This window comes from Shigella sp. FC1967 (assembly GCF_001743005.1).
Taxonomy (GTDB): Bacteria; Pseudomonadota; Gammaproteobacteria; order Enterobacterales; family Enterobacteriaceae; genus Proteus.
Map to the genome: position 1 here is coordinate 1 of NZ_MIIZ01000768.1, position 3,532 is coordinate 3,532.

A 3,532-nucleotide genomic window follows, 5' to 3' on the forward strand; every position below is an offset into this window, starting at 1 on the left:
TGGTTTTAATTTAATTTAATATTACATTCTCTTACTAAGAAAATGTATTAAAAATAAATATATCATTTATAACCTAATGGTTTAGATGATTAAATAGAGTGTATATTGATGGCGGAATAATAGTGCAAGATTTATTAATAGCAGGCATCTTATTGATGTCATTTTTATTTCCATATAACTATATTTTAATATAGCAGTTACTATATACTCAGTGACAATAGTTTTCATATGACCTTGTTATTTGTGTTAGGGTGTTTTTTTATTCTGTGTTTTTTTGCTTATTTATAGTTGAAACAATTTATCATTGTCATTTTACGAGTGTATTTTTTTTATTTTTTATATAAATGTAAAAATTTATTTTGTTGGTGAATCGATTTTTATGGAATAATTGTTCATTCCTATTTCTTATTGATATTTAATTTATGTATTACTTTTTATTATTTTCTGTATTTATAATCTCTGGATGTACCACGAATAAAGCAACTCAGACTAAATTAATTGAAACACACACCAATAATCTCACTCCTGATAGTCACGCAGTTAATAATAAACTTGGTTTTTATGTTAGGAAAGCAATCTCGCTTTGAAATGGAAGTGAAAGAAAGAAAAACAAAGACTTAACCAAGTTTTTAAAGTTGGTTTAAATGAGGTAAAACCATCAGTAAACGATCAGTATTTAAATAATCATTCAACATTAAAGCCTATTCAAAAAATAAGTTTTACTATGCCTGTTCCTGAGCCTATTTGGAATGAAGAAAAACAGACAGTTGAATTCAAATGGAAACAAAAGCCTCATTATACTTTTGATGCCTATTAATACTTTAATATCAATTTAAAATTTAATTTTATATGGAAAAATTATGCGTATAGCAATCGCCTTATTATGTTCTTTTCTATTACTGGGCTGTGCTACTGATAACGTTACTTTTAGTATGGGTAATTCAGGAAGCCATAAAATAGGTAGTCCAGTGTGTTCTACATTAGTATGTGGTAAAAATACTCGAACACAAGGAGAGCAAAACGCAATTAATGAAGCTGTTCATGAACAACAGCGAGCTATTATGCGAGGAGAAAAACCTGATTTACAGATTATGGCCTCTTATTAAAAATTAACACTATTATCTATGCCAGTAATTAATACTGGCTGATAATTATTTTTTAAATTTTATTAATAATAAAGTTAACTCTATCGGTGATCCCAATTTTAGGTAGCTCTATTAACTTATAATTATATTTTTTTATAAATAGCTATCATAGCTAAATAAGTTTCTTCTGCTTCTTTTTTCTGTCTGTTTTCTTTCTTGATCTTGGGTATAAATCTCAGGCCATGGTGGCGCGATAAACACATTTGTGGAATAACGAAATAAGGTTATTGCCTTATCAAGGTGATTAGGAATAGTTAAACCACATAGTAGTAAATATCCTGCAATATCAGGGAGACCTCGATCATAGAAATAAAGTATTTTGTTGTTGCTTGCTTCATGCCATGATCGTAACTCCCAAATTAGCATTGCTTGTGCAAAAGCGTTAGGATCGACCCACGGTAATGCATTTCCTTCAATAATATTTTGATCTTTGAATAATGGCTCTTCCTGCTTCTAAAGAACAGGAATAACCTCTATTTTTAAGTTCATTTATTAGTGTGGTTTTCCCAGAACCAGGACCTCCAGTTAATATAACTCGATGTGATTTTACAGGCATAATAGCTCCTATGATTTTGGATAATTAATAAAGAGAATAGTGATGATATTAGGGGGGGAGTAATAGTGCTGTTAGACATTAAATATACTATAAAAATAGACCTAGAAAAAGTACACAAGCATTAAATGCTAATATAACTCTTAAGTAGCTTTATTTTACTTAATCAAAAAATAGCGTAATAACTTACGTTGTTTTAGTCGCGGAAAATTAATGGATAAGTCAGAAGGGACACAAGACGCTGGTGTGTAGAGGTTATTGAGAAAGGATTTAGTCAATAACGACATATTTTATTGTTTTTTGTTTGCCGATCTTCTGATTCAAAAAGTGCAATACCAATTACACCCGTATTTCTTTTATCATTTGAGTGTTATTACCTCCCATTTTCTTATTTAGGCATTTTATGTCTATGACCGCATCTAATAACAATTGAAAGAAATAGAGTTTGATTCTATTATAGAACGTATATGTTTTATAATGATTTATATATAAGGATTGGCGTGGGTATTGTAAAAAATTTCTGATGAATTACATGAGTACTTGCGAAAAGCAAGTAATGTGATGTCACGCTCTGTTAATGCTCAGGCAGAGTTTTGGATAAAAATTGGTATTCAAGCAGAATTAAACCCAGATAAAACGTTTCCAATGATTATCAATGAGATGCTGGAAAAAGAAGCCATCAAGCAAGAAGTAGAATAAGAGGAAAGAAAAGTGGATAAAATAACGATTAAAACGGCTGATGAAATTGAATTAATGCGTGAATCAGGGCGTTTATTAGCGAAAGTTTTTACAATGCTTGATGATTTTATTGTACCAGGTGTTTCTACACTAGAGATTAACGATAAAGTTGATGATTTTATTGTCAATGAACTTCAAGCAAGACCTGCAAGTAAAGGTCAATATGGTTATGAATATGTGCTAAATACATCTATCAATGAAGTTGTTTGTCATGGTGTACCAAAAGCAGATGAGCGCCTTAAAAGCAAAGATATTATTAATGTTGATATTACATTAGAAAAAAACGGATTCATTGCTGATTCTAGTAAAATGTATATTATGCCAGAGGCATCTCCTATTGCGCGCAAATTAGCCAAAACAACATATCAAGCAATGTGGGAAGGTATTAAGGAAGTAAAGCCAGGTGCAACATTAGGCGATATTGGCCATGCGATCCAAAGCTTTGCACAAAGTCATGGATATAGTGTAGTAAGAGAATACTGTGGGCATGGAATAGGAAGAGAAATGCATGAAGCGCCACAAGTACTACATTATGGTATTAAAGGGCAAGGGGTTGAGTTAAAAGAAGGGATGACTTTTACGATTGAGCCAATGATAAATCAAGGTGGCGCAAAAATAAAAAACCAAAAAAGATGGTTGGAACGGTTGTGACAAGAGATAAAAAATTATCTGCTCAATCAGAACATACTATTTTAGTAACAGCAACAGGATATGAAGTGCTCACTTTACGTCCTGAAGAAGTATTACCATAATTGCTACTCTTTTATATTTATAGCCATTTTAAGATAAAATACTTTTTATAATTTCAAAATTATTTAAATTTTTTAATTAAAGTGGCTAATCGTCTTTTTTATTTTCCATTTCTATCAAACAAATTAATATCTTTATAAATCTAGGTTGTAAATTGCACGTTGATTGCTATATTAATATTCATTAAATGTTAATGGATATTATTAATTAATTGTAGAGCACGATTATTATTTTATGAAGAACAAGGATGTTAATATGGAAAATATTTCAAAAATTTTAGAAGAATGGGGCTCATGGGTAGCTAATGATCAAAAATGCGTTTAGTCAGTTAAATAATAATAAAGAT

Annotated in this window: 2 protein-coding genes and 2 pseudogenes; 3 read left to right on the forward strand and 1 reads right to left on the reverse strand. The window is 30.3% G+C overall.

Going from position 1 to position 3,532, the window contains the following annotated elements; all coding sequences use genetic code 11:
• Positions 1-860: 860 nt before the first annotated feature.
• A complete protein-coding gene (locus BHE89_RS12490; RefSeq protein WP_069369384.1) occupies positions 861-1,106 on the forward strand; it encodes a hypothetical protein in 246 nt (81 codons plus the stop codon).
• A gap of 52 nt (positions 1,107-1,158) precedes the next feature.
• Here BHE89_RS12490 and BHE89_RS12495 read toward each other — a convergent pair.
• A pseudogene (locus BHE89_RS12495) lies at positions 1,159-1,701 on the reverse strand (AAA family ATPase).
• A gap of 513 nt (positions 1,702-2,214) precedes the next feature.
• Between BHE89_RS12495 and BHE89_RS12500 the strand changes: the two are divergent.
• Together BHE89_RS12500 and map are read left to right on the forward strand one after the other, a co-directional pair.
• On the forward strand, positions 2,215-2,397 hold the full coding sequence (locus tag BHE89_RS12500; protein WP_128860516.1) for a TA system antitoxin ParD family protein: 183 nt from the start codon (positions 2,215-2,217) through the stop codon (positions 2,395-2,397).
• 12 nt (positions 2,398-2,409) lie between these two features.
• A pseudogene (gene map, locus BHE89_RS12505) lies at positions 2,410-3,188 on the forward strand (type I methionyl aminopeptidase).
• Positions 3,189-3,532 lie beyond the last annotated feature (344 nt).